Below are 23,274 nucleotides of genomic sequence, written 5' to 3'. Positions count from 1 at the left end.
CCCGTTTTTTTATGATGAAATTCGATCTGTTATCGTGTTCTTGATCGTTCTGAACGACTAGATCCTTCGGACGACCGGCTTCTTGAGACCGAAGAACTTCCTTGATTTGAGGAACTCGATCTTTCTATCGAAGGAGCTGAGGACCTTGTTCGGGTGTTCTCGTAACTTCTGTTTTGCACTGGTTGGCTAGGTTGCGCTGCAGGTTGGCTAGCGCGCGTTCTGCCGCTACCAGTATCATAACTTCTGTTTTGCACAGGTCGACTAGGCTGCGATACAGGCTGACTCGAACGTGTCCTTGTATTTCCTGTATCGTAGTTTCCATTTCGTTGCGGCATTGTTGTTGGCTGCCCACCGCGAGATGAATTCATATCAGCAGCATTTCCTTGTCTGGTTCTACCGGTAGAAGTAGGGTTGTTATTATTTGATGGATTCGACTCTCTGCTGGACCGTGTTCTAAAATCGTAATTATTTGAATTAGGTGTTGTCCCTACATTATTTCGATAATTCGAATTATTGTCTCTTGTACGGCCGTTATTTTCACTGGAACTACGAGTGGATCCGGTATTGGTATTTGCATCATTACGCGATCTTACCGAAGCATTACCGCTATTGTCAATATATAGCTCCCGATTTCCAGATCTCGTATTGATGTTATCCCGATTGGAGATGACACGGTTGTTACGATCGGATATCGAACTATTATTATTGCGTGTACGTGTTGAAGCATCGACTACGTTTGTCGGACGCGCGGATGAACGGGTATTGCGGTCTACACTTGGACGGTACATACTGATCTCGTTGGATCTGCCCCGGTTGCTGCTGCTGCGTGTTGATCCTGGTCTGTCCGCACTAGTGATACGATTGACCGTTACATTTCTTCCTGTATGACGTTCGATGTCAGATCGACGTGGGCCACCTACATAATAATTATTGTTAATGATCGTGGTATTGTTGATCACCGTGGTTCGGTTATAGATGTTGTGGTAATTTCGGCGATTCACATAATAGCGATCCATGTTGCGGTTCATGAAATGATTGACCGAAACAAAGGTCCAGAAGTTCATCGGAATATTGACCGACACATTGATACTCATGCCGGGACCTAGTGGAGCCCAACCATAATAATCGTTGCTCTGGCGCCAATTTACCCATGCTGGTCCCCATTCGTAATCTGGAATCCATCCCCAGCCATAACGATCGTTGTAATTCCATCGGCCATAATGGAAAGGAGCCCAGCCCCAATCGTAATTGGAAACCCAGGTATTACCGTAATCTGTCATGGACCAGTAACCATTAGTTGCATAAGGCTGGAAGTCAGGGCCAGCATCGGGAATCCATACATAGCCATAATTCGGATCATTGACCCATTGTCCATAGGGTGAAAGTTCATCATAGAAGGTCTGAAATGAAATGCCAGAATTATTATAGTTATTATAACCGGCATATCCACCTCTTTGGGCCATCGAAGTTGTGCAACTTGTAAAGGAAGCAACACTGATTAAACCCAGTACCCAATATTTTATGTTTCCTAAATTTTTCATCTTCGTAATATTTTAAGTACGACAAAACTCTATGCTGTTGTCTTTGTTATTATGACAGCATAACGTATTAATGGTTTAATCAGTACATACTAAATCTGATTTTTTTTATATAAAAGTCAAATTGATGATCTTTTTACATAAACGACAATTTTAGATACATATTTTTTATTTACCTTTACCGCTCGAATTGTTACGTGTTTGTTGAGCATATGAGGTGTTTTATGACACATTAATTTGACATAGACATATTTTTAAATGGCTAAAAAACTTCAGACTTTTTTTCTAGAATTCGCAAACATTCATCGTTTTTTATTACGGTTTTGGCGCGAATTAGTAACTCCACCATATGAATTCAAAGAAATTATACGCCAGTGCTATGAAATCGGCTATAAATCTTTGCCTTTGATCAGCTTAACCGGATTTATTGTTGGTTTTGTTTTTACGAAACAATCGCGTCCTTCCTTGGAAGAATTTGGTGCAACCTCCATGTTGCCATCGTTAATTTCAATTGCGATTGTTCGTGCCTTAGCGCCCTTGGTAACTGCTTTGATAGCATCGGGTAAAGTGGGGTCGCAGATTGGGGCTGAATTAAGTTCTATGAATGTGACGGAGCAGATCGATGCAATGGAGGTGTCAGGAACTAATCCTTATAAATATTTGATTGTAAGTAGAATTTTAGCTACAACTATCGGTATTCCTGTGCTATGTTTTTATGTGGCAGGTATTGGCCTTTTGGGTGGTTATTTGAGTATGATGAGTAAAGATGATTTGAGTTTTTTAAGTTTTTTTACACAGGTATTTGAAACAATCGCCTTTAAGGATTTAGGTGCTATGGTATTGCGTGCAGTGATATTTGGCTTTACCATTGGGGCTGTCAGCTGCTATTGTGGGTATTTTTCCTCTAAGGGTACTGAAGGCGTAGGTAAGGCAGCCAATGCCGCCGTAGTTGCTTCGATGTTTCTTGTCTTTATTGAGGAGATAATTATTGTTCAGATTTTGTCGTTCTTTGGATAGAGGTATATGGAAAAGACTAAACTAAATATAGATCATTCTCAATCAGTCATTGAAATCAGAAATGTGAGTAAATCTTTTGGGGATAACCATGTACTTCGGCAGGTTAACCTGGATTTATATAAAGAGGAAAACCTTGTGGTATTGGGACGTTCGGGTACAGGTAAATCCGTATTGATCAAGCTGATTTCGGGATTATTGAAGCCTGACGAAGGTACAATTGATGTATTGGGTGATTCTGTTACCACTTTAAATGATCGTCAGTTGCGTGAATTACGATTGAAAATTGGTTTTTCTTTCCAAAATAGCGCGCTTTATGATAGTATGACGGTTCGTGAGAATCTGGAGTTTCCATTGGTGAGAAATAAACGGAATCTAACACGAGCTGAGATCAATCATGCGGTGGAAGAAGTTTTGGATGGCGTGGGACTATCGCAGGCTATCAACCAAATGCCGTCTGAGCTGTCCGGAGGCCAACGGAAGCGGATTGGTATTGCACGTACCTTAATCCTTAGGCCGGAGATCATGATGTATGATGAACCTACAGCTGGACTGGATCCGATCACTTGCTTAGATATCAATGGATTGATCAATGAGGTTCAGGAGCGGTATAAGACTTCGTCGATTATTATTACACACGATTTGGCCTGTGCAAAAGAAGTGGGTGATCGTATTGTGATGTTATTGGACGGTAAATTTGAAAGACAGGGGTCTTTTGAGGAAATTTTTGATACAGATGACGCACGGGTAAGAGCGTTTTATAATTATAATTTTATTCTATAATATACATGAGTAAGGCAGAAAATAAAAGAGCAATCATAGTTGGCATTTTTGTTTTTTTAGGCGTATTGATTCTTTTGGCCGGGATTTTTATTTTGGGCAGTCAACAGAAGAAATTTACAAAAAACATCGAGATCACGACGTCATTTCCTGATGTTGCAGGATTGAAAGTAGGGAGTAATGTCTGGTTTTCCGGAGTTAAGGTGGGTATTATTAAAAATATTCATTTTAAAAGCGTACAGGATGTCGAAGTTGTTTTGACCATTGAGGAGAAATCCGCAGAATATATCCGTAAGGATGCTGTTACGAAATTGGGTTCTGATGGACTGATCGGTAATAAGATTGTGGTTATTTCAGGAGGGTCTCAGAATGCACCTACGGTGGAAACGGGTGATTTTTTAAGATCAGCGAAAACCGCAGACATGGAGGCCATGATGGAGACATTGCAGGTAAATAATGAGAACCTGGCGAAAATTACAACGGACTTTGTTGAGATATCACGTGGTTTGGCTGATGGTAAAGGTATGGTCGGTGCAATGTTGACTGATACGGCAATGGTGAATACCTTACGTGCGAGTTTACTGTCGATCAGTGCAGCAATGAATAATGCAAATAAAGCGTCTGCCAACTTGGTTACGCTAACAAATTCGCTGAATAGCAATAAAGGGTTGATTCATGATTTGACTACGGATACTGCGATATTTTCGAATTTGCGCCAGTCTGCAGCGCAATTGCAAGGTGTCTCTCAGACTGCAAATGCATTGATCAATAACTTGAATAATGCCTCCAGCCGACTGAATGACAAGGATAATGCGGTAGGGGTTTTATTGAACGATCCTGCCTCAGCAAACCAAATTAAGTCAGCGATCAATAATCTGAATTCAAGTACTGAAAAGTTGGATGAAAATATGGAAGCTTTGCAACATAACTTCTTGTTACGCGGCTTCTTTAAGAAAAAAATGAAAGAGAACGCTAAAAAAGCAGAAGAGCTTAAAGCAGATAGTGCACAGTAAATTTGAGTAAGAAGATATGAAAAGGCTTTACGCTTGCGTAGAGCCTTTTTTTCTGATAGCATATGCCATTAAAGACAAGGACTGTTTGAAATTTAAACAAATCAAACAGGTTTTTATAGGTAGTAATTCATATGGTATTTCAATCCGATTATATTTAAATAACGGATGTTTGAGTAAGCTTTTAGTTTAGAAGAAATGAATAAATCTGAAATTACAGATAAAGAGGTGATTTTTGAAGATAATCACCTGATAGCGATTAATAAAAGAGCAGGCGATATTGTGCAGGTGGACGAAACCGGGGATCTTTCTTTAGAGGACATGGTAAAGAATTACCTGAAAAAGAAGTATAACAAGCCTAATGAAGCGTTTGTGGGGGTTATCCATCGTTTAGATAGGCCAGTGAGTGGTATGATTCTTTTTGCGAAAACAAGTAAAGCTCTCGAACGTATGAATAAGTTCTTCCAGGACCGAACTGTGAAAAAAACTTATTTTGCGATTGTGCGGCAACGCCCGCGTATGGCTGAGGGTAAATTGATCAACTGGTTGATTCGAAATAGACAGACGAGAGTCACCAAAGCTTTTCCCCGGGAGGTAAAGGGCGGTACCTACGCGGAATTGGACTATGCCATCGTGGGTGAATTAAACGGATTCTATTTATTACAGGTTGAACCGTTGACAGGCCGTACACATCAGATTCGGGCGCAACTCGCTGCAATGGGTTGTCCTATTGTTGGCGATAATAAATACGGATATCCAAGAGGAAGTTCCATGGGAAGCATCTGTTTGCACTCGCGGTCATTAGTGTTTACACATCCCATTAAAAAAGAACAGATGGAATTGATAGCCTCATTGCCGCAAGATGGTTTTTGGGACAAATTTGAAGCACTGGCACGCTAATCACTAAATTTTCAGTAACTTTGTACTATGAAATGGTTTAAATATCTACTCGTAATATTTACGCTAAGCTGCTCAACGGTATCTATTTCAAGCGCTCAATGCGCAATGTGTACATTGAATGCTGAAAATTCTACCAAGGAAGGCAATATGCAAGGCCGGGGTTTGAATGATGGGATCTTGTTTCTATTGGTGATTCCCTATTTGGCAGCTGCTGGACTGGGGTATCTATGGTATAAAAAATACCGTAAAAAGAATCCGCCGACTAAAAAATTTATTAACGAGATAAAATAAAATCTGATGCCCACATCTAAATTTCATGCAATGATTCATTCCAAATGCCCTAAATGTCATGTTGGGAATGTATTTGAAGGAAAGGTTTACAGCCTGAGGAAGCAGCAGATGAATGAGGTATGCCCGCATTGTGGTGTTAAATACGAGGTTGAGCCGGGCTATTTTTATGCAGCGATGTATGTCAGTTATGCCCTTTCTGTTGCTGAAATTGTATCCGTCTCGGTTGCTATCGCCATCTTGACCGGAAGTGAGTCCCCTTGGTTCTATTTGGCAGGCCTGGCAATTACCATCTTAATTTTTGCACCCTTTAATTTTAGATATGCCCGCTTGATCTTACTACATTTCTTAACACCGAAAATAAGTTATGATCCACGCTACGAACTAGCGTTGGAAATCGGTGAAAAGGATCAGGAAGCCAGAGCAAATAAGAAGAATTGAGAATAATTTAATTTATAGAAGTATTTAAAAAAATAAAGAGCTATATAGCTCTTTATTTTTTTAAATACTTCATGGTGCTGTCGAAAAGGAAAACTTTATCCTTGTACAGCTCTGAAATGAATTGTTGTAAGGGGATCAAATGTACCTGCTGGAAGTCTGCTATATGTTCCTCTGAGGGTAAAACCACTTGAATACAATAAGTCATCCCTTCATGGGGAGACTGGAGCATTTCCAGAAAATGCACTTGGAACTTTTGGGATTGCACGATATTATCCTGAATCCAGGAAACGATATCACGATGAACCGTTTCTTCTGCTATAACAGATACATTGTATAAAAACATAAACAAAAGTACGGTTTTATAAGCTATTTTTGAATATTACGTTTAATTACTATATCTTGTAAAAATAAGGTTGCATTGACTGCAATTTGCTATTTAATTACAATATTTGGGTTAATTGATAAGGACGCATTTGGGATTATGAGGTTGCAATTTTGGACTGTTTTATTTTTTTGTGCATTGACTATGTTGGGATGTCAACAACATAAGGTTGATCCTATACCCATCAACCAGTTCTTTTCTACACCTGAAAAATCAAATTTTAAGATTTCTCCCAACGGTCGGTTTATTGCCTATATCGGCATGGATAATCATTGTAAGAATATCTATTTGATCGATTTGAAACATCGGGATAGCTCCAAACAATTAACCTATCAGAATGATATCAACGTCAAATCCTTTGCCTGGAATAATGATTCCAAAATTTCTTTTTTAACAGAGCAATCTTCGCAGGATAGTTTGCGTTTGTATGCTGTGGATATAAACACCGAAAAGATCTGGGCATTAATCAAACCTGTGCGTGCACGGTTTAGATGGATTCATTCGATCGCATCGGGTGGGGAGAGTTTTGTGGCGGGTATCAATGATCGGGACTCCTCCTTTTTTGATCTATACCGCATTTATCTGGATGGTAGACCGCGTGAACGAATCCTGCAAAACCCAGGCAATATGAGTTCCTGGATCGCTTCCAATGATGGGCAGATACGTTTGGCTATCGCCAATGATTCCGTACAGCAGTCTGTTCTTTTTCGCCCTTCTGAGCAAGAACCTTTTAAGGAAATCATACGTTGTGACGTAGAAAGTAGTTTTACTCCGCTGGGTTATAAAGATAGTTCAAATCGTATTATCTATGCCTTATCGAACATCGATCGTGATAAATTAGCCTTAGTAAGCTATGATCTGGTCGATGAACGGGAGTTGGGAGAATTGTTTAGCCATAAAGCCGTGGACGTAAGCCCAGGAGGTTATTTCTCGGAACTGAATCGCCTGTTGTTTGTAAATTATACAACTTCAAGGCAAAACAGACATTTCTTCGATGAGCAAACAAAGCAAAAATATAATGAATTGTCCAAGCAAATAGATGGTTTTGAATTCCAGGTACTCAATACTGATGCTTCCGGGGAAAAAGTAATCATTAAAACTTATACCGATGTTAATCCGGGAGGAATTTATTTTTATGATTTTATTACGAAAGAGCTAACCAAGTTAACGGACAATAATTCCGATCTTAAAGATAAAGAATTGTCACCCAACGAGTTTGTTACTTATAAAGCACGGGATGGGGTAGAAATATCTGGATACCTGACCTACCCAGTGCATTCGAATCGAAAAGATCTGCCAATGGTGGTATTGCCACACGATGGCCCTAATGGTCGTGAAGTATGGGGCTTCGATAATGAGGCACAATTTTTGGCAAACAGAGGGTATTTGGTTTTTCAGATGAATTATAGAGGCTCAACAGGATTCGGAAAGAAGTTTTGGACAGCGGGTTTTAAAGAATGGGGCGGAAAAATTCAAGATGACATTACCGATGGGGTGAAGTGGTTGATTAAGGAGGGGATAGCGGATAAGAATCGAATTGCCATTGTTGGAAAAGGATTTGGGGGATATTCAGCTCTTCACGCAGCTTGTTTCAATTCGGATCTTTATAAATGCGCGGTTTCTTATTCGGGATATACGAACCTATTCACCTACTTTCGGGACATCCCACCTTATTTCAAATCTTATGTGCAGAAGATGTATCAGATTGTTGGCAATCCTATCCGGGAAGCGGAATTGTTTAAAAATATTTCACCGGTGTTCCATTCGGATAAAGTAAGGATACCCGTGTTATTGGTTCAGGGCGGAAAGGACCGGTTTAGTTCTGTAACAGATGCAAATCAATTTGTTCAGAAGTTAAAGAACAACAATATTCCTGTACAGTATCTTCTGAAGGAGGATGAAGATAGAACCTTTAAAAAAGATGAGAATGTATTTGGCTATTATAATGAACTGGAGCGGTTTTTGGCAAAATATCTAGTAGACTAGAGACAGCATATGAAAGCAGAAAAATACAGCTACCGAAAAAATTATGGGTTATTGTTGGTGTTTTTTATCGTCATCAGTGGTCTTTATATTTTTGCGCTTTTTCTATCCAGAAATTATACTGAATCTCACATAAAGAATGAATTTACGAACCGTAAATCTGAGATTTTTGATCAGACGCTGATTCCTTTTAACGACTTTTTCCAAAATAGAATCCCTGAAGTTTCTTTTTACCAGGGTTTTCTGGATTCTGTGCAAGCAGGGAAATATGCATACAGTATTTTAAGTTCTTATCCATTTGTACGGGAAATTGGTTTTTTTGATCTGCAATTCAACAATGATCATAATTTGAACTATGGTTTTATCGTTAATAACCTGCGGATCCAACCCAAAACCATTACCTTTTTTTCAATATCGCGATCGGGATTGAATAAAAATACCATTCTTGATCGGGGGCAAATGGCGCTGCATTCCGAGGAAATCAATAACATAGGGGTGAAACTGGCTACTTATATCGATAAGTTGCAGGCGAATGCGAAGCTTTCAGATAAAGATATATTAAAGGTATTTTATACCATCAGGCCAGGGCAGATTACCTATTTAAATATACCAAGGGTTAATGATCTGATTGTTTATAAATCCATTATGGAGGGGAATCTGGATCATACTGTGGGTTATGAACAGGATATGTTCAACTTTCAGATTGACCCCATGTATCTGGAAGTGAAAAACAGTTATGCTAACCTTTACGAAAAAGTAGAGATTGTACCCTTAGTGGGAGCTCCTATTACACCGGAGAATGATGAAATTTCGACAGAAATGCCATTACCGGGAGCTTTGGCCGATTATAAGTTGCTTTTCAGGTCCAGTAAAAGTTTTCTTTCGGAAGAAATAAATCGGAGTTTTTGGCCAGTATTGGGGGGGATTTCATTAATTTATATTATTTTAATAGCGATTCTATATTTAATTTATAGAAATTTAGAAATTAACGGCAGACTTTTTAAATTGCAATATGATTTTATTAATAATCTGACCCACGAATTTAAAACACCTGTTAGCGTGATAAAAATTGCGGGAAATAATATTAAGAGTGCACAGGTCCTTTCTGACGAAGAAAGGAAAATGTACGGTAATATATTGGATCAGGAGGCTGATCGGCTCAATAACTTAATGAATAAATTATTGTCTTTTAGCCAAATTGAGAATAAAACCATTAAATTAAATAAAGAGGAGGTTGATCTGGAGGAGTTTACCGAAAATCTGGTCGCTTCTTCGAGAATAAAATATGCTGATTTTAAAATTAGCACAAAAATTGATGTAAGGACATCAATGCTTGCCGATCCGGTACTGTTGAGCAGTGTGTTTCAGAATATGATAGACAATGCCTATAAGTATTCGAAAGCGGGGCATAAAATCTTGGATATTACAATACAACAAAATAAGAAGAATTTTGTTATCACTTTTAAGGATGAGGGGATTGGGATTGAAAAGGCGGAGTTTAACAATATCTTCAAAAAGTTTTATAGAATAAAAAGTCAATATAATCAGCAAGGAAGTATTGGTTTAGGTTTGGCGTTCTGTAAGGAAATCACCGAGTTTATTGGTGGTGACATTACCGTAAAAAGTCAATTGGGACAGGGCACTACCTTCACGTTGGTATTTCCGGTTTAAAGAATAAATTCAGCTATGAAATATTCGTGTTTAGAAAAAGCAAGACTTGTAAAAATAAACTGGATATTCCATAGGACATTTAAAAGACAAATTATTTACTTATGAATAAAGACATCACTGTTGCTGTTATTGAAGATGATGAGAACTTACGTTTCTTGGTAAAACATCGATTAGAATCTGAAGGCTATCAAGTCATCCAAAGCGGAAATGGGAATGAAGCAGAAAGTTTAATCTTGGAAAAAAGGCCTGATGTGGTCCTTTTAGATTGGATGCTCCCTGGAAAAGAAGGTAACGAGATCTGTGAAGATGTCCGTAAAGCAGGATTTGAGAATATCATTATTATGATGACAGCAAAATCCCAGGATGTGGACAAGATTGAAGCATATAGCTTTGGTGTGACGGACTATATTAGTAAGCCGTTCAATATGGATGTGCTGATTGCAATGATAGATAATAAGGTGAAGTTTTTTCTGCCTAAAAACAGTCCCGAGATCTACAAGTTTGGGCAGACCGAGCATCATCCCAATATCCATTCATTAATACGGGATGGTAAAAAAGTCGAATTAACTATCTTGGAAAACAGGATTTTATTGCATTTTCTCCAAAATTTGGGTCGGGAGATCACACGGGAGGAGCTAATGGAAGTGGTATGGGGGTATAGTTCAAATGTCAATACACGTACGTTGGATATGCATGTTGTCCGTCTGCGGAAAAAAATCGAGACTAATCCTGACAAACCGCATTATTTGCAAACAGTTCGGGGATTGGGGTATAAATTTGTAGACGAAGAGGAGATTTAATGATATTTGCTTGAGAAGAATTTGTTTTGTTGAAAACAATTATTATCTTCGTATAGATTGAAAGCAAGACCATGTTACCCGACGAGGGTAATATGGTCTTGTTTCTTTTTTAAAATGTAGAAAATAAGAAAAAAGATAAAATTATGGCAGAAGTAACTTATTTTACGGAAGAAGGATTGCGTAAGCTGAAAGAAGAATTAGCTTATCTGAAGACGGAAGGAAGATCTAAAATTGCCAATGCTATTGCAGAGGCAAGAGACAAGGGTGATTTGTCTGAAAACGCGGAGTATGATGCTGCTAAAGAGGCCCAGGGACTTCATGAGGCTAAAATAGCCAATCTGGAGAATACTTTGGCGACAGCTCGATTGATAGATGAATCTAAACTGGATACGTCTAAAGTTCTCGCTTTGTCTATTGTCAAGATCAAAAATAAAAAGAATGGAGCTGTGATGACTTATCAATTGGTTGCTGAATCAGAAGCGGACCTTAAGTCGGGCAAAATTTCAGTTAAATCGCCTATAGCCCAGGGATTATTAGGTAAGTCTAAAGGTGATACGGCAGAGATCGAAGTACCTGCAGGTAAGATTGAATTTGAAATTGTAGAAATTTCAAGATAATATATGTCGGTTATGTGCGGTACGCCATAACCGCACATCCACAAATTAACTTTATATTAAGAAGGTCGGATTCTAGCAATCGCGACCTTTTTTGTTTATATTTGTTCAGAACATCATATGTATGTTACTTATGATCGTTTTTTATCGAATGTGTTTAGATAGTAAATATTAGACATTAGACTTTTCATATGCCAGCTGATGGCCGCACTGCCAAAGTCTCCATACTGAATACTACTATCTCAATATTTTATTACAAAAAGAATTTATTCCAATATAGAATAATATGTCAACAATTTTTTCAAGAATCGTTGCTGGAGAGATTCCAGCTTACAAAGTGGCGGAAAGTAATGATTTTCTGGCCTTTTTGGATATCAGCCCTTTGGCAAAAGGTCACGTACTGGTCATCCCAAAAAGAGAAACAGATTACATTTTCGATATCGAAGATGATGAATACATGGCGCTTTGGGTATTTGCGAAAATTGTTGCACAAGGGATAAAAAAGGTAATTCCATGTGTTAAGGTTGGTGTGGCTGTTGTGGGGCTGGAAGTCGCACATGCACATATCCATCTTGTTCCGATCAATAAAATAAGTGACCTAAATTTTGCTGGACCTAAGTTGAGTCTGGAGGAAGATGAGCTTCATCACATCGCCGAAACAATTCGGGAGTCCATTATCAGCATAACTGCACAGAATCAATAACAAGATTATATTACAATGATTTACCTTCGTTTTTTAGAAGAATACTATATTTGTACTTTGTTGTTTTAAAATTATACAGGGATAAAAGTAGGCTTTGATTCTAAAATTCAGAAAACAACATTGATTTTTACTGAAAGTTATGCATGAACTTTTGTTGTCATTTCAACAACTAATGAATCCTGAAGAGCTCTTGAGTTCGGGTGGGTTTTATTTAGTTATTTTAATCGTATTTGCCGAAACAGGTCTGTTTTTTGGTTTTTTTCTGCCCGGCGATTACTTATTATTTCTAGCAGGATTGTTTTGTGCGCTCAATAAGATAGACGTGAGTATTTATACACTTTGTTTGGGCCTATTGGCGGCTGGTATATTGGGCAATTTTACGGGGTATTGGTTTGGTTATCGAGCCGGTCCCATGTTATTTAAGCGAAAAGATAGTATCATCTTTAAGCGAAAATATGTGGTGATGGCAGAAGAATTTTATCATAAATATGGGGGAACCGCATTAATTATAGGTAGATTTGTCCCAATAGTTCGTACTTTTGCACCTATCTTTGCGGGCGTTGTAAAATTAGATTTCAAAAAATTCGTTTTATTTAACGTCAGTGGAGCTTTAATATGGGTCCTGGTATTGACTCTTTCCGGATATTTCCTGGGGATAGAGTTCCCATGGATTATCCATTATGTTGAATATGTGGTCGTGGGGATGATCGTGATCGCATTTTTACCTATTGCAATTACTTTGCTCAAAAAGCGAATAAAAGACAAAAGAAACAAACAAAATATACAGTAAAATAAAAATGAGTAAACAAAACCCTTGGCACATGGTTTCTCCAGGTGAGAATGTGCCAAATGCCGTAAACGCTATCATTGAGATTACAAACGGATCCAAAGGAAAGTACGAATTAGACAAAGAAACAGGTTTGTTGCTTTTGGACAGAGTAATGAGTTCATCTGTCGTTTATCCAGCCAATTATGGTTTTATTCCACAGACTTATTGCGACGACAAAGATCCGTTGGATATTTTGGTAATTTGTTCGGTTGATATTTTACCTTTAACATTGGTTGAAGCGCAAGTTATTGGTGTAATGAATATGGTTGATGGTGGCGAGCAAGACGATAAAATTATTGCTGTGGCCAAAAATGATCCGGTATTCAACTACATTAAAGACATTGATCAATTGCCACCACATACCATGAAGGAAATTGTACAATTCTTTGAAAGCTACAAAGCGCTAGAAAAGAAACACGTTATCGTAGAAGGAGTCAAAGGACGTGAGGAAGCACAAAGAATCTTGATTGACGCTATTGAATTGTACAAGAAAGAATTTGTTAACAAATAACCCCAAGCATGGCGCTCGATATTTTTTGGACATTGTTTTTAGTATTAGCCAACGGATTTTTCGTTGCCGCTGAATTTGCTATTGTCAAAGTCCGAGTCTCCCAAATTGAAGTTCAGGCGAAAACAGGTAGCAAAGTTGCTACAATTGCCAAAAGTATAACGGAGCATTTGGATGGTTATTTGGCCGCTACACAATTGGGTATTACACTTTCTTCACTGGCCTTGGGTTGGGTAGGAGAGGCTGTAATGACCCAGATTGTGCAGGGGGCACTAGGTTTCTTTGGTGTTGAATTGACAGGTAAGATCGCTACCAACGCAGGTCATGTGTTGGCATTTACAATCATTACCGTGTTGCACATTGTATTTGGTGAACTGGCTCCTAAGTCAATAGCCATTCAAAAACCTGTTGCCACAACGATGAAGATTGCGGTTCCACTGCAATTTTTCTACTTTATTTTTAGACCCTTTATTTGGATACTGAACGGTTTTGCAAATTTTCTGCTTAAGATTTTAGGGTTCGAAGTGACCAAGGGTGAGTCTGCGCATTCATCTGAAGAACTGCAATACCTTTTGGATAAAGGAAAAGAATCCGGAGCACTGGATATTTCCGAACATGAGTTGATTAAAAACGTCTTCGATTTTAACGAGCGTATCGTAAAGAATATTATGGTACCGAGGACTAAGATTGTCGCTGTTGAAGTCACAGCAGATGCTTCGGAATTGATTGAAACGATGACGGAAGAGGGCTATTCGCGTATTCCGATCTATGAGGATAATATCGATCAGATTGTGGGTATTGTCCATACAAAGGATATTCTTCCTCTTTTGGCAAAAGGCAAAGAGGTGGTCATGAAAAATATCATGCGTAAGCCCTACTTTATTCCTGAAACGAAAAAGATCAATGATCTGATGGCTGAGTTTCAACAACGTCGTCTTCAACTGGCTATTGTCCTCGATGAATTTGGTGGCACTGCTGGGATGGCGACCTTAGAGGATATCGTGGAGGAGTTGGTCGGAGAGATCCAGGATGAGTACGATGAGGAAACACCTGTTGTCGAACGTATATCTGAAACAGAGTATATGGTGGATGCCGGAGCGAGTATTCATGATGTGAATGAGTTTCTTCCAATAGAGTTGCCCGCAAGCCAGGATTACGATACAATGGCAGGATTGGTCAGCGAAATCTTTGATAAAATTCCTGAAGTAGGGGAGCGGAAAGAAGAATACGGTTATGTATTCACCATTATTCGTAAAGCCCAACAGAATATAGAATTTGTCAAACTGGAATTGGTGGAATCCGCTGATGACGATGTCACCGAATAAGATCATAACGAACAGTACATGCAGTTATTTTTTACTCCCGAATTAAATCCTTCCCTACAAAACTTTATTCTCAGTGAGGAGGAAAGCAAGCATGCTGTCCGTGTGCTTCGTATGAATACAGGAGATCATTTATACTTAATAGATGGCCGTGGTGGCTTGTACGAAGCAGAGATTATAGATCCACATCCCAAACGTACCGTACTTGCCATCTTGGATGTCAAGGAGAAATACCAGCAACCAAATTATCATTTGCATATCGCTGTCGGGCCAACTAAGAACATCGATCGTATCGAGTGGTTTTTGGAGAAAGCCACTGAGATCGGAATTCAGGAGGTTACGCCTATTATCTGTGAGCATTCGGAGCGTAAGGAGGTGAAGTTGGATCGTTTGAATAAGGTCATTGTATCAGCGATGAAGCAGTCTTTAAAAGCGTATTTGCCTCGCCTGAACCCTGCAGTATCGTTTAAACAGTTTCTCAAGGACATACAGTTAGATGGTACCCAAAAGGCTATTGCACACTGCGTTGATTCCGATAAGAAATATTTAAATCAAATAGTTGAGCCAGCGCAGCATTATATTATTTTGATAGGTCCAGAGGGTGATTTTTCAGCGGAGGAGATAGATTTAGCCCTAGCTGCAGGCTTCAAGCCCATATCGCTTGGAGATGCCCGCTTACGTACGGAAACAGCGGCGTTGGCGGCTTGTCTTGAGGTCTCACTCCTTAATCGATAAATTCAACCTGTTTTTTTGGCGTATCCATGTGAATCTCATCTAAGGATAGGCAAGATTCACAGCGTAACAGGGCGATCTACTTATTTTATGAGTTCAGCATCGACGATCTGAATTTCAGAATTTCCCTTAAGCGGATCTTTTGTAAAAACCATCTTCCCTTTAAGCTTAATAGGATCTTCGGAAAATTTAATTGCTCCCCCCTTTAAGGTTACTTCGACCATCGGTGGAATTCCATTCGAACCACAAAATTGACATTGCATGACAGGCAGTACAGACATCATAAAGTTTTTATGATTGCGTCCACTATGCAATGGAACCATATAACCTGGCAGCTCGACTACTTTGTTTTCCAGTGCTTTGAGTTCTTTTGGATAAAAAGGAGTATAGACTTTTTTTGCGCCGTTATAGGTTACTTTATAGGCCATCTTATCGATGGCATCCCAGGTTTTGTTCATCATGGGGGTATGATCGGGTACATCGGCATTGCTACCGATCTGCGCATGTGCTTGTATGATGCTGAAGAATGTGAAGAAGAATGCGGTGATAATTTTTTTCATCTGTTTAATTTTTTAGCTGTGATGAAGCTAGCAGATTTATCCGGTGATGAATAAATCATAAGGGTTTCATCTGTTTTAGTATTGAGTATAACGTATTGCGTGCTGAGATTTCGCCGATGCACATCCAGGATTTATCTTGCATACGCTATTCTTATGTTTTTTTACCCCAATTAACCATTCGTCCTATTTGTTTGATAAAGTACCAGCTATACTTGTCCTGTACGCTTTCACAGCAGGAATCAGCGCTGCGAGGACGCCAATGAGACAAGCGATAAGCAAAAATACCAATTCTTTTGGATGTAGCCTAAAAGCTTCGATAAAGTCAGCGCTCTGGCTCGTTTGGTTACTGATATAGTATAATGCCAGATGTGCCAATAACAGTCCCACCAATCCACCGACAATCGTTATAGTCAGACCTTCCAATAGAACAATGTTGAATAATTTTCTTTTGGACGCACCAAGTGTACGCATAATGGCCAGATCATACTTACGTTGTTTCAGCGCGTTGTAGAGATTGATAAATACACTCAGCCCGGCAATGAGCATGATGATGTAGGCCAGGATAGCTAAAGAATCTATTCCCACGCCTAAGAGTGAAAACAGACGTGTACTTTCCATCGCCGGAGAGGCGGCTTGCATATCTGTTTGTTGGTCGATCATTTTAGGCAATATGCCGATAGCGGCTGGTGACTGATATTTTATCAAGATAGCCGTTATTTCCAGACCGTTTTGTTTCACCATATCTGCTCCAATAGATTTGACAAATACACCTTCCTCCTCGTGGTCGTGATCTGCGTGATCGTGCTGTTCTTTTTCTTCAACTAACGCCTTAGCCGAAGAATTTTCCTCGAGGTCTTCGCCATGGTGATGTTGGTGTGCTTTGACTGTTTCTTCGCGGTCTTCTTCTCGTTCACGTTGTTCTCTTTGCGCTGCTGTTTCCTGTTCGGCATGATGATGGGCAATACCATGAACATCCCAAACGCTCTCGAGATTGGTCAAAATAAGGTTGTCGGTTACGTTATTATTTTGCTTTAAAATGCCCACAATCGTAAAAGGGTGCTCGTCATGGCTATGGCCATCTTTGCTTAGGCCATGTGAGCTGTTGATCTGATCACCAATTTTCAAATGCTGTTTTTTAGCAACCTGCTCACCGATAACGACTTCAAAGTCTTTTTGCCAGATACGGCCCTCATGGATTTTAGTATCGTAAATCGCCAGAAAGGAAGAATCTGTCCCCACAATCCGATGCCCTTTAAAGTTATCGCCCAGGGATAGGGGTACGGCCAATTGGACAAGCGGATTCTGGCGTAAGGGTTCGAGCTCATCTAGGGGTATATTTCCTGTTGGATTGTCGATATGGTATACACTGGATAAGATCAATTGGAGCGGACTACCTTTGGCACCGACAACAAGGTCAATATTCTTACTATTATTGTCGAGCTGCTTTTCAAATGTTTCACCTGTGATGGAAAGCACTGCCAGAATGGAAATCCCAAAAGCTGTCAGTAAAATACTCAGAAAGACAGAACCAAATTGTCTACTTAAATTTTTCCAAACCAACTGTATCGTGTTCATAACAAATTTTAAATCTAAGAGGGTGATGAATAAGAGGCCGTAAGCGATTATTTTAAGAGATACATTTTCGAAAACCGATCTTTGATCCGTTTGTCGTGTGTTGTGATCAATAGGGTCGAGCCAGCGGTATCTGCGATACCCAACAGGAGTTCCAGTACACGATTTGTATTGTTATCATCTAATGCTGCTGTGGGTTCATCTGCAATGAGCAGGGCCGGTTTATTAATGACGCTCCGTGCAATAGCAGCGCGTTGTAACTGACCACGGCTTAATTCATTTGGATAGGCTGCTGTTTTATGATCCAATTGCAGCTGTTTCAATACTTGGTGGATCTCATCCACAGCTACATTTTTTCCTGCGAGGGATTGAGCCAATTTGATGTTTTCCAGTAGGGTTAAATTTTTGAGAAGATGAGCTTCCTGGAAGATAAAACCAATGTATTGCGACCTGAACCTGTCGAGCTTGCTGTTAGATAATAGGGAAAGATCCTGGTCATTGATTTTAACATGTCCTGTTTCAGGTCTGGATAGACCGCCAAGCATATTCAACAAAGTCGTTTTACCTGTGCCTGAATCACCCAATAATAGGGTATGTTGTCCTTTCTCGATATAGATGTCCGGAAATTCGATGCTTTTCGCATGGGTATATCGGAACGTTAGCTGTTCAGTAGATACGATCGGATTGCTCATATGCTCAAATATTGAAAATATATTCAAACTTAGAGAAATTGCTTTGCATATGCAATATTATTGCAATAATAAGGTCGACCTTTCTTCTAAACAATAATATGAACGAATATCCTGTTCTTATCGAATTACAATGATATGCATAAGTAAATGTACTAAAACCTAAAACTGACCTTAATATGTTAATAACTTTTCGACTTAATAATTTTATTACACTTCATTAATATCGTCTCATCGAAAAATTGAATAATCGCTCAAAATACTGCTTCAAGCGGGATTTTATCTAGGGTTTTAAGTTAGAATTTACAAGGTAACATTAAATTAACAAGTGGTTTACGTAATGGTAATTCGTTGTTAATGTTAATATAATATTCCGCCAATAGCTTTGCAGAAACAAAAAACAAAATAAATTGGAACCACAATTACAACTTAAAAGAATCGCTGCTGCCATTACGTTCGTCGTAGCTGCGTCAACAACAGTTTATGCACAGAGCAGCGGGAAGTTAATGGGGACTATTACAAATAGCAAAACAGGAGAAACGATTACGGGGGTAACTATTCGTGTTATTGGAACTTCTAGAGGCGGAAGCTCAGATGTTTCTGGTAAGTATAGTATTCCTGCTTTGCCTGCTGGAAAATATACTGTCGAGTACGCTTATATCGGTTACGCTACGAAACAAATTACTGAAGTTGAGATCAAAGCGAATGACATGACCAATTTGGATATTGTCCTTGATAATTCGGAAGGTAAGATGTTAGATCAAGTTGTGATTACAGGTTCTTTTAAGAAGGAATCTATTGGTGCATTATATGCACAGCAAAAAAATAGCGCATTGATTTCTGATGGTATCTCAAGTGAGCAAATTAGAAGATCACCGGACAAAAATACCTCTGAGGCTCTACGTCGTGTAAGTGGAACCACTATTCAGGACAATAAGTTTGTGATTGTAAGGGGGCTTAGTGATCGATATAATGTGGCTATGATGGATGGTTCAGTGTTGCCGAGTACAGAAGCTAACCGTCGCGCATTTTCGTTTGATATTATTCCGTCAAATTTAATTGATAAGATTACAATTTCAAAAACTGCGACACCAGATCTTCCAGCGGATTTTGCGGGTGGTGCGGTTCAGATCACAACAAAGGATATTCCAGACAAGGATTTCGTATCCTTTGGTGTGGGATATGGTTACAATACAGCTTCTACATTCAAGGATTTCTTACAAACTAAAAAGAATACTCAAAATTATCTGGGTTTTGATGATGGTTCTAACAAACTTGCTAAGAATTTCCCTGCGAGGGAGGAGATTCAGGCTGGGTTATCAGGGAAATGGAATCGTTTGGTTTTAAAATCATTGCCTAACGACTATGCGGTACAGAATAAGTCGGCTTTACCTTCTCAAACCTATCAGTTTTCCTTAGGAAAGGTAAAACAATATGAAAATAACAACCGTTTTGGTGCTCTGTTCTCTGTGAATTATAGAAATTCCCAAAATACCTTATTAGATCTTAAACGTGAATGGTATCAATACGACTTTAGCGATAATGTGTATAAGTTTTCAACGAACTTAGGTGCGTTAGCGAATTTCGCTTATTCGTTCGGAAAAAATAAAATTACATGGAAGAACTTATATAATCGTACATACGACAATAACTATCTAGAACGTCGAGGAACGGATGCATCTAAATTATCTGACAATAAGTTCTTTGCCTATGACATTTTGCAAAAATCACTGTTTAAATCCACGATAGAAGGAGAGCACGTTTTAAGCGATAAAAATGATAAGTTGAAATGGACAGCTTCTTGGAGTAATATAGGTAATAGCCAACCAAATCAGACTAAGATCAACTACAAACGCGATATTGATGAGACGAACCCAGCTACCCCTTACTTAGCGGATGTTTCCGGTATAGGAAAGAATAATGCGCGGGTATTTTCAGAGATGAATGAAAATATATTTTCGGGAGAAGCAGGCTATGCAAGACCAATGAGTTTTTTAGATGCTCCTTCTACAGTGAAATTTGGCGGCGGTGCGCAATATCGTAAACGTAATTTTGATGCACGTTTTGTTGGTGCCGAGATCAATGCATTGACTGTAGATCCTGATGAGATCAGAAGAGTTACCGCTTTACCTCCAGATCAATTGTTTTCAATAGATTTGATCAATAAAAATTATTATAAATTCAATGAAATCGTTGGTAGCGGTGACTTATACAATGCGAATTCACTGACTTCTTTTGGTTACGCAATGCTAGATCAGAAATTTGATGATAAGTTTAGGGTAGTTTATGGATTGCGCGTTGAAAATTATGATGTGAAAATCAATTCAAACGATGTTGATAATCAAAATAAGATTAGAGAGGTTGTTAGTGATAAGAAATTTGATTTATTGCCTTCCGTTAATTTCACTTATAGCATAGATTCCAAGATGAATTTGAGAGCCTCGTACTATCGTACTTTGGCACGCCCCGAACTGAGAGAGTTAGCTCCTTTTCAGTTTTATGATTACGAAAATTTAGGAATGGTTTCGGGTAACGTGAATCTAAAGAGAAGTTCTATTAACAATGCGGATTTACGATTTGAGGTTTATCCTACTGCTGGAGAAATATTGTCAGTTTCTGCTTTTTATAAACAATTTACGGATGCAATCGAACCATTGCGTTATGATGTTAATTCGACAGTTGATGTGTCATATTTCAACACACCAAAAGCAACTTTATATGGAGTCGAGCTGGAGGCACGTAAAAACTTAAGCTTTGTTGTGGATAATGACTTCTTTAAAAATACAATCGCTTACCTGAATTTGTCTGTAGTTCATTCAAAAGTAGAAAATCCAACTGATCAGGACTATATTGAGAAAACCAGACCAATGGTAGGCCAATCTCCTTATGTTATTAATGCCGGTTTACAACATACTGCCTTGGATAATAAATTGAGTATCAATATCCTGTATAATCGTGTCGGAAAGCGGATAGCTCAGGCTGGAAGTATTCGATTCACCAGCGCGTATGAAGCACCTCGCAACGTATTGGATGCCCAGATAGGTTATAAAGTATTAAATAAGAAAGGTGAGATCAAATTTAACGCTGGTGATATTTTGAACAATGCTGTGAATGTTTATTTTGATAATAAAGCGCAAAATAAACCAAATGAAACTCTTTATAAATATAAAATGGGTGCAAACTATTCATTATCATTTAATTATACTTTTTAATAGGTAACAAATATTTAATACAGTCTTAATCTTGAAGTTAAAACAAATTAAGTCCTTTGATTAACAAAATAAAACTTAACAAATCGGCTACAGCATCTATTCAACAACACGAAATAAACAGACGGTAGGTCTGTTGCCGATAAAAAAAATTATCCCAATGAAAAAAAGATTTTTATTTTTCTCCTTAGCAGCTTTATTATTTGCCGGAGCTTGTAAAGAAACTAAAATTACAGATGATGGTAATGATACTGAAACTCCAACGAACCCCGTGGATAAAGATGTCGTTGTTGTCTCTGGAGAAATTACATCAAATACAACTTGGTCAGCTGATAAAATCTATTTATTAAAAGGGTTTGTTTTTGTAAGCAATGGTGCCACTCTAACCATTGAACCCGGAACTATTATTAAGGGTGATAAAGCTTCAAAAGGAACTTTAACAATAACCAGAGGCGCGAAAATCAAAGCTGAGGGAACTGTTGAGAAACCTATTGTATTTACATCAGCATTGCCTGCTGGTGCCCGTGATAAAGGGGATTGGGGCGGAGTAATTATTTTAGGGAAAGCTCCAGTAAATGCGGGCGAAGCTAAAATTGAGGGCGGTTTGAATGCTCCAGCGGGTAAAAATGAAAAAGATTATATCTATTATGGAGGTACAGAGGCCGCAGATAATTCTGGGATAATGAAATATGTACGTATAGAGTTTCCAGGAGTTATGTTCTCGCCGGATAATGAAATTAATGGTTTAACATTAGCTGGTGTAGGTAGTGGGACAACATTAGATTATATACAGGTCTATCGTTCCGGTGATGATGCCTTTGAATGGTTCGGTGGTACAGTTAATGCATCACACCTTGTTACAGTTGGTACTTGGGATGATGATTTTGATACTGATTTTGGCTATTCTGGTAAAGTTCAATTTGCAGTTGCTCAACGAGTTCCTTCTCTTGCTGATGTATCTGGCTCAAATGGCTTTGAATCTGATAACAATGCAGATGGAAAGAATGTTACTCCTAAAACATCAGGTGTTTTTTCAAATGTCACTATATTAGGTCCAAAACAGACAGAGAAAAACTCTATTGCTGAAAATAATCAACATGGTATTCATATCCGTAGAAACTCCTCTATTTCAGTATTAAACTCTGTGATCACTGGCTTCAGACTAGCAGGTATTCACGTTGATGATACTAAAGTCGAAACGCCAGAAGCAACAGCGAAGAATATTATTGCCAAAGAATCGGTCTTTGCGAACAATTTGTTTTACGGCAACCTTGTAGATTTTAAAATCAGCCCTGTTGGCGGATCATTGAGCGCACAGCTTGAAACTCTTCTAAAAACTAATAATGTGTTTGATGGTAAACAATTTGCAGCTGCCTTGTATAAAGCTCCTTATCTTTTTGCTAAGGATATTTCGAACAGTAGCGGTACTCCTGATTTTGCACTTCTTGATAACTCGGTAGCCGCTACAGGAGCAGATTTTACGCATGCTAAACTTTCAGATAGCTTCTTTAAGAAAGTAACTTTTAGAGGTGCTTTTGGTGCGGAAGATTGGACAAAAGGTTGGGCTCATTATGATCCACAAACTTTGGCATATACAACTCCGGGTCAAGTTAAATAAATTATATAACATCCATGAACTTTTAGAAAAATCCTGCTTATAGCAGGATTTTTTTTGTCGCATTTTATGCGAATATTTCGTTATATAGTCAAATAATATAAACTTTAAATT

The 23,274-nt window shown here is 38.7% G+C and carries 22 protein-coding genes; 17 read left to right on the top strand and 5 right to left on the bottom strand.

Going from position 1 to position 23,274, the window contains the following annotated elements:
* Positions 1-29 precede the first annotated feature (29 nt).
* Entirely contained in the window at positions 30-1,541 is a 1,512-nt protein-coding gene (locus ACK8HY_RS08955) for a DUF6600 domain-containing protein (protein WP_077438388.1), read from the bottom strand.
* Between the two features lie 255 nt (positions 1,542-1,796).
* On the opposite strand from ACK8HY_RS08955, the gene ACK8HY_RS08950 reads away from it, so the two are divergent.
* The 6 genes from ACK8HY_RS08950 to ACK8HY_RS08925 all read left to right on the top strand — a co-directional run bounded on the left by ACK8HY_RS08950 (position 1,797) and on the right by ACK8HY_RS08925 (position 5,971).
* The gene (locus ACK8HY_RS08950) at positions 1,797-2,555 is read left to right on the top strand and encodes an MlaE family ABC transporter permease (protein WP_077438387.1); all 759 of its coding nucleotides are present in this window, start codon (positions 1,797-1,799) and stop codon (positions 2,553-2,555) included.
* A 6-nt stretch (positions 2,556-2,561) separates the two neighbouring features.
* Positions 2,562-3,335, top strand: a complete 774-nt coding sequence (locus ACK8HY_RS08945; RefSeq protein ID WP_077438386.1) for an ABC transporter ATP-binding protein — start codon at positions 2,562-2,564, stop codon at positions 3,333-3,335.
* A 5-nt stretch (positions 3,336-3,340) separates the two neighbouring features.
* Positions 3,341-4,345 (top strand): MlaD family protein, encoded by a 1,005-nt coding sequence (locus ACK8HY_RS08940; RefSeq protein ID WP_077438385.1) that lies wholly within the window; start codon positions 3,341-3,343, stop codon positions 4,343-4,345.
* Between the two features lie 195 nt (positions 4,346-4,540).
* Positions 4,541-5,242, top strand: a complete 702-nt coding sequence (locus ACK8HY_RS08935) for an RluA family pseudouridine synthase (protein WP_077438384.1) — start codon at positions 4,541-4,543, stop codon at positions 5,240-5,242.
* A gap of 27 nt (positions 5,243-5,269) precedes the next feature.
* Entirely contained in the window at positions 5,270-5,533 is a 264-nt protein-coding gene (locus tag ACK8HY_RS08930) for a hypothetical protein (RefSeq protein ID WP_077438383.1), read from the top strand.
* A gap of 6 nt (positions 5,534-5,539) precedes the next feature.
* Entirely contained in the window at positions 5,540-5,971 is a 432-nt protein-coding gene (locus ACK8HY_RS08925) for a DUF983 domain-containing protein (protein ID WP_077438382.1), read from the top strand.
* A 52-nt stretch (positions 5,972-6,023) separates the two neighbouring features.
* Here the strand turns inward: ACK8HY_RS08925 and ACK8HY_RS08920 are convergent, their stop codons facing one another.
* The gene (locus ACK8HY_RS08920; RefSeq protein ID WP_077438381.1) at positions 6,024-6,314 is read right to left on the bottom strand and encodes a DUF4286 family protein; all 291 of its coding nucleotides are present in this window, start codon (positions 6,312-6,314) and stop codon (positions 6,024-6,026) included.
* Positions 6,315-6,452: 138 nt separating this feature from the next.
* On the opposite strand from ACK8HY_RS08920, the gene ACK8HY_RS08915 reads away from it, so the two are divergent.
* The 9 genes from ACK8HY_RS08915 to ACK8HY_RS08875 all read left to right on the top strand — a co-directional run bounded on the left by ACK8HY_RS08915 (position 6,453) and on the right by ACK8HY_RS08875 (position 15,518).
* Positions 6,453-8,339, top strand: coding sequence for a prolyl oligopeptidase family serine peptidase (locus ACK8HY_RS08915; protein ID WP_416133390.1), 1,887 nt, complete (start codon positions 6,453-6,455; stop codon positions 8,337-8,339).
* Positions 8,340-8,348: 9 nt separating this feature from the next.
* On the top strand, positions 8,349-10,007 hold the full coding sequence (locus ACK8HY_RS08910) for a sensor histidine kinase (protein ID WP_077438379.1): 1,659 nt from the start codon (positions 8,349-8,351) through the stop codon (positions 10,005-10,007).
* Positions 10,008-10,108: 101 nt separating this feature from the next.
* Positions 10,109-10,807 (top strand): response regulator transcription factor, encoded by a 699-nt coding sequence (locus ACK8HY_RS08905; RefSeq protein ID WP_077438378.1) that lies wholly within the window; start codon positions 10,109-10,111, stop codon positions 10,805-10,807.
* A gap of 143 nt (positions 10,808-10,950) precedes the next feature.
* On the top strand, positions 10,951-11,424 hold the full coding sequence (gene greA / locus ACK8HY_RS08900; RefSeq protein ID WP_077438377.1) for a transcription elongation factor GreA: 474 nt from the start codon (positions 10,951-10,953) through the stop codon (positions 11,422-11,424).
* A 283-nt stretch (positions 11,425-11,707) separates the two neighbouring features.
* Entirely contained in the window at positions 11,708-12,124 is a 417-nt protein-coding gene (locus tag ACK8HY_RS08895) for an HIT family protein (protein ID WP_416133389.1), read from the top strand.
* Between the two features lie 139 nt (positions 12,125-12,263).
* Positions 12,264-12,914 (top strand): DedA family protein, encoded by a 651-nt coding sequence (locus ACK8HY_RS08890; RefSeq protein ID WP_077438375.1) that lies wholly within the window; start codon positions 12,264-12,266, stop codon positions 12,912-12,914.
* A gap of 7 nt (positions 12,915-12,921) precedes the next feature.
* Positions 12,922-13,464 (top strand): inorganic diphosphatase, encoded by a 543-nt coding sequence (locus ACK8HY_RS08885; protein WP_077438374.1) that lies wholly within the window; start codon positions 12,922-12,924, stop codon positions 13,462-13,464.
* An 8-nt stretch (positions 13,465-13,472) separates the two neighbouring features.
* Entirely contained in the window at positions 13,473-14,786 is a 1,314-nt protein-coding gene (locus tag ACK8HY_RS08880) for a hemolysin family protein (RefSeq protein WP_077438373.1), read from the top strand.
* 18 nt (positions 14,787-14,804) lie between these two features.
* Positions 14,805-15,518 carry a 16S rRNA (uracil(1498)-N(3))-methyltransferase gene (locus ACK8HY_RS08875; protein ID WP_416133388.1) on the top strand — a complete coding sequence of 238 codons (714 nt, stop codon included), beginning with the start codon at positions 14,805-14,807 and terminating at the stop codon, positions 15,516-15,518.
* 80 nt (positions 15,519-15,598) lie between these two features.
* Here the strand turns inward: ACK8HY_RS08875 and ACK8HY_RS08870 are convergent, their stop codons facing one another.
* From ACK8HY_RS08870 to ACK8HY_RS08860, 3 genes are all read right to left on the bottom strand, one after another.
* Entirely contained in the window at positions 15,599-16,075 is a 477-nt protein-coding gene (locus ACK8HY_RS08870) for a hypothetical protein (RefSeq protein ID WP_416133387.1), read from the bottom strand.
* A 183-nt stretch (positions 16,076-16,258) separates the two neighbouring features.
* Positions 16,259-17,650 (bottom strand): ABC transporter permease, encoded by a 1,392-nt coding sequence (locus ACK8HY_RS08865; RefSeq protein ID WP_416133386.1) that lies wholly within the window; start codon positions 17,648-17,650, stop codon positions 16,259-16,261.
* Positions 17,651-17,697: 47 nt separating this feature from the next.
* Positions 17,698-18,339 carry an ABC transporter ATP-binding protein gene (locus ACK8HY_RS08860; protein ID WP_077438369.1) on the bottom strand — a complete coding sequence of 214 codons (642 nt, stop codon included), beginning with the start codon at positions 18,337-18,339 and terminating at the stop codon, positions 17,698-17,700.
* A gap of 407 nt (positions 18,340-18,746) precedes the next feature.
* Here ACK8HY_RS08860 and ACK8HY_RS08855 point away from each other — a divergent pair, with 407 nt between their 5' ends.
* Together ACK8HY_RS08855 and ACK8HY_RS08850 are read left to right on the top strand one after the other, a co-directional pair.
* On the top strand, positions 18,747-21,548 hold the full coding sequence (locus ACK8HY_RS08855) for a TonB-dependent receptor domain-containing protein (protein ID WP_416133385.1): 2,802 nt from the start codon (positions 18,747-18,749) through the stop codon (positions 21,546-21,548).
* Positions 21,549-21,705: 157 nt separating this feature from the next.
* Positions 21,706-23,163: a hypothetical protein gene (locus ACK8HY_RS08850; RefSeq protein ID WP_416133384.1), complete on the top strand. Its 1,458-nt coding sequence runs from the start codon at positions 21,706-21,708 to the stop codon at positions 23,161-23,163.
* The last annotated feature ends 111 nt before the right edge of the window (positions 23,164-23,274 follow it).

This window comes from Sphingobacterium sp. NGMCC 1.201703, from assembly GCF_047784615.1.
Taxonomy (GTDB): Bacteria; Bacteroidota; Bacteroidia; order Sphingobacteriales; family Sphingobacteriaceae; genus Sphingobacterium.
The sequence above is the reverse complement of the archived record's forward strand: the minus strand, read 5'-3'. Positions and strand labels throughout refer to the sequence as shown.